6 protein-coding genes are annotated in these 3,578 nt (G+C 70.7%); 4 read left to right on the forward strand and 2 right to left on the reverse strand.

The features are described from left to right. On the reverse strand, window positions 1–101 hold a 101-nt coding region (locus ACWEFJ_RS39105), incomplete at its 3' end, for an S-adenosylmethionine synthetase N-terminal domain-containing protein (RefSeq protein ID WP_449716904.1). A 290-nt stretch (window positions 102–391) separates the two neighbouring features. Between ACWEFJ_RS39105 and ACWEFJ_RS39110 the strand changes: the two genes are divergently transcribed. The 4 genes from ACWEFJ_RS39110 (at window position 392) to ACWEFJ_RS39125 (ending at window position 3,091) form a co-directional block, all read left to right on the forward strand. Continuing rightward, entirely contained in the window at window positions 392–1,957 is a 1,566-nt protein-coding gene (locus tag ACWEFJ_RS39110) for an MFS transporter (RefSeq protein ID WP_378098292.1), read from the forward strand. 144 nt (window positions 1,958–2,101) lie between these two features. Then, window positions 2,102–2,428 carry a PadR family transcriptional regulator gene (locus ACWEFJ_RS39115; RefSeq protein WP_378098290.1) on the forward strand — a complete coding sequence of 109 codons (327 nt, stop codon included), beginning with the start codon at window positions 2,102–2,104 and terminating at the stop codon, window positions 2,426–2,428. Further along, entirely contained in the window at window positions 2,425–2,781 is a 357-nt protein-coding gene (locus ACWEFJ_RS39120) for a DUF1048 domain-containing protein (RefSeq protein ID WP_449716901.1), read from the forward strand. Before ACWEFJ_RS39115 ends, ACWEFJ_RS39120 begins: the two co-directional genes overlap by 4 nt. Window position 2,782: 1 nt before the next feature. Continuing rightward, a complete protein-coding gene (locus tag ACWEFJ_RS39125) occupies window positions 2,783–3,091 on the forward strand; it encodes a DUF1048 domain-containing protein (protein ID WP_449716902.1) in 309 nt (102 codons plus the stop codon). 91 nt (window positions 3,092–3,182) lie between these two features. Here the strand turns inward: ACWEFJ_RS39125 and ACWEFJ_RS39130 are convergent. Continuing rightward, window positions 3,183–3,578: hypothetical protein (locus tag ACWEFJ_RS39130; protein WP_449716903.1), on the reverse strand; the 396-nt coding region annotated here is incomplete at its 5' end.

Genomic DNA, 3,578 nt, shown 5'->3' on the forward strand with positions numbered 1-3,578 from the left:
AACGCATCCAGGATCGAATCGCTGATCGCGTCGCAGATCTTGTCCGGGTGCCCCTCGGTCACCGACTCACTGGTGAACAGCCTGCTGCTGTGCTGAAGCATGCCTCTCCTCGCGATCGACGCCGTGCACCGCCTTCGGACGCCGGCCAGTCTCGGCGTTGAAGCCGGGTTGAAGTCAAGGTCGCAAAGGACGGCCCGAAGCGCACGAACTGCGGGCAGGACTTGTCACGTCGGCGGGTTCCGCGGGCGCGGGCCTCGCCTCGGTGTGACGCAGGCCACCGCGATTCCGGGTTGACGTTGGTGTGCGCTCCAACCCTTAACCTTCGCCCCTGCTGTCGGACCGTCGGGGTCGCGTCGAGGACGGCCGCGGGTCGAGACACAGAGGGGAACGGATGTCCAACAAGGCGAAGAGTGCCCGGCCGCGAGCCGGTGGCAAGCCCGGGTTGTCCCTGCTGACGGTGTGCCTGACGGTGGTGCTGTTCCCGTTGGCCATCACCGGGTCGTCGGTCGCGCTGCCCGCGATCAACGGCGAGTTCCACAACTCGCTGGCGGCCGGGCAGTGGGTGGTCAACGGCTACAACCTGACCTACGCCGCGTTCATGCTCGCGACCGGCTCGCTGGCCGACCTGCTCGGCCGGCGCAAGGTGTTCCGCGTCGGCGTGGCGCTGTTCGTGCTCGGCTCGCTGGTCTCCGCGATCGCGCCGGGCATCCTGCTGCTGGACCTGGCGCGGGTGGTGGCCGGCATCGGCGCGGCCGCGGCCACGACCAGCGGCAGCGCCATCCTGGCCGACACGTTCGAGGAAGGCCCCGGACGGGCCAAGGCGTTCAGCATGTTCGGCACCGCCGTCGGCCTGGGGCTGGTGTTCGGCCCCAGCGTCTCGGGGCTGCTGATCAGCGCGTTCGGCTGGCGCGCCGTGTTCGCCCTGCCCACGGTCGTCGGGATCGTGGTGCTGCTGCTGACCCGCGTGCTGCGCGAGTCCCGCAACCCGCAGGCCAACCGCGTCGACTGGGCGGGCACCACCACGTTCACGCTCGCCCTGCTGCTGCTGATCTTCAGCCTGATCGAGGGGCCGCAGTGGGGTTGGGGCGACCCGGTGGTGATCGCGAGCCTGGTGGGCACGGTGGTGGCGCTGGTCGCGTTCGTGGTCGTGGAACGCCGTCAGGAGCAGCCCATGTTCGACCTCGGCCTGCTGCGGCAGCCGAGGTTCCTGGGCGTGTCGCTGGCCACGATCCCGGTCGTGTTCGGGTTCGCGCCGCTGGTGATCTACCTGCCGTCCTACCTCGCCTCGGTGGACGGCCTGGCGGCGGCGCAGATCGGCGCGGTGATGCTGATGCTGACCGTGCCGGCGCTGGTGTTCCCCGGCATCGCCGGCATGGCGGTCAAGGTCGTCCCGGCGTGGGTGCAGATCACCCTCACGGCGGCGCTCGCGGCGATCGGCCTGGCGTGGCTGACCGTGGTCGAGCCGGGCATCGGCTACCTGGGCCTGCTCGGGCCGCTGGCGTTGATCGGCGTCGCGGTGGGCATCTCGTTCGGCCTGCTGGACGGGGCCGCGGTCAGCAGCGTGGACGCGGGCCGGGCGGGCATGGCGGCGGGCATGTTCAACACCGTGCGCCTGACCGGCGAGACGATCTCCATCGCGGTGGCCGGCGCGCTGCTGGTCAGCTTCACCCAGAACGCGGTCGGCGACCGGGCGGCCGAGTTCGGCCCCTACGCCGACGACCCCGACGGCCTGGCCAACGCCCTCAACCAGGGCGACCTCGCCCGCGCCGTCGAGGCGGTGCCCGACGACCAGCGGGAGGCGTTCACCAGGGCGGCGGGCGAGGCGTTCGCCTCGGGCCTGCACGGCCTGCTGTGGGTGATGGCCGCCCTCTGCGCGGTCGTGTTCGTCGTGATCGGCCTGCTGCTGCGCGAACGCCGCTCCACCACCTCGAAGGGCGCTGCCACCACGGCGCGCTGACGAGACGCGGCGACCACGCCCGCCCCGCGGAGACCACTCCGCGGGGCGGGCGTTCGCCTGCCCGGGCTGGGCGGTACCACTACTCAGTGATACTGTGTAGTGGTACTCAACGCCACTGAGTACCGGGAGCGAAGAGGGCGCACGGTGGACGACCTGACGGAGATGCTGAAGGGCACGCTCGAAGGCTGCGTGCTGGAGATCATCGGCACCGAGGAGACCTACGGGTACGCCATCACGCGTCGGCTGAACGAACTCGGCTTCACCGACGTGGTCGAGGGGACCGTGTACGCGATCCTGCTGCGCCTGGAGAAGAACGGGCTCGTGCGGGTGGCGAAACGGCCGTCCGGGGTCGGCCCGCCGCGGAAGTTCTACGCGCTCAACGACGCGGGGCGGGCCGAGCTGGCGAGGTTCTGGGCGAAGTGGGAGTACGTCACATCGCGGATCGAGAAGCTCAGGGAGGGCGGGGGATGAACATCTGGCAGACCATCACGGGCAGCGACCTCACCCGGGAGTGGAAGGCGTTCGAGGCGCGGGCCGCCGCGTTGCCGGCCGACTACCGGGCGGCCTGGGAGCAGGTCAAGGGCCACCTGTTCCCGTACGGGGACTTCACCGGCCGGAACCTGCTGCCGATCCTCGACAGCGCGCTGGCGCTGCTCGAGGAGACGGCGGCCGACGGGCAGCCCGTGCGCGAGGTGCTGGGCGACGACATCAAGGGCTTCTGCGCGGCGCTGGCCGGTGGGGAGGGTGCCCGTACGTACCGCGACCGGTGGCGCGAGCAGCTGAACCGGAACGTCGCCCGCAAACTGGCGCGGTTGGGAGGCTGACGTGGGAATCCGGGACATCATCGAGGGCAAGAGGCACTGGCGGGCGCACGTGGCGCGGGTCAAGGCGCTCCCGCCGGACTACCGGGTCGTCTGCCACGAGTTGCAGCGGTACCTGTTCAAGGTCGGACCGGTCGACCTGGCCGACGGCACCCTGCTCTCGGGGCTCGTGGACTTCTTCGAGGAGGGCGTCGCGGCCGGCAAGGGGGTCCTGGAACTCGTCGGCGACGACGTCGCCGCCTTCTGCGACGACCTGATCAAGGACTCGCGCACCTACGCGGACCTCTACCGGGAATCCCTCACCCGCAAGTGACGCGCCGTGTCGCGGGCACGCGGGAAAGGCGGCGGTGTCAGCAGCTGGGGGTCTGCTGACACCGCCGCCGCGCGGTCGGTCCCGGCGGAGATCAGCGCTGGGAGTTCCGACCGAGGTCCACCTGGTCGACCGCCTTGTCGGAGGTGCCGCAGCCGCAGTTGTCGCCGCAGCCGCCGGTGGTGGCTTGGGGTGGGGTGAGGGGGATGATCTTCGGTGTGGCGGGGGTTTGGGCTTTGGTGCCGCAGCCGCAGTTGTCGCCGCATCCGCCACCGTCGTTGGGGGTGAGGGCTTGGGCCATGGGGAGTTCGAAGGCGGGTCGGGGGAGGGTGGCGGGGTGGGTCACGGTGGCCTTTCGGGGCGGGGTGACGGTGGTGGTGTGGTTGGTGTTCTTTCCGCCGCGCAGGAGGCGTAGGCCGTTGGCGATGATGACGAGGGCGAAGGCTTCGTTGGCGAGCACGCCCTGGGTGAGGTTGAACGCGCCGATGAG

The sequence above is a fragment of the Actinosynnema sp. NPDC004786 genome (genome assembly GCF_053601135.1).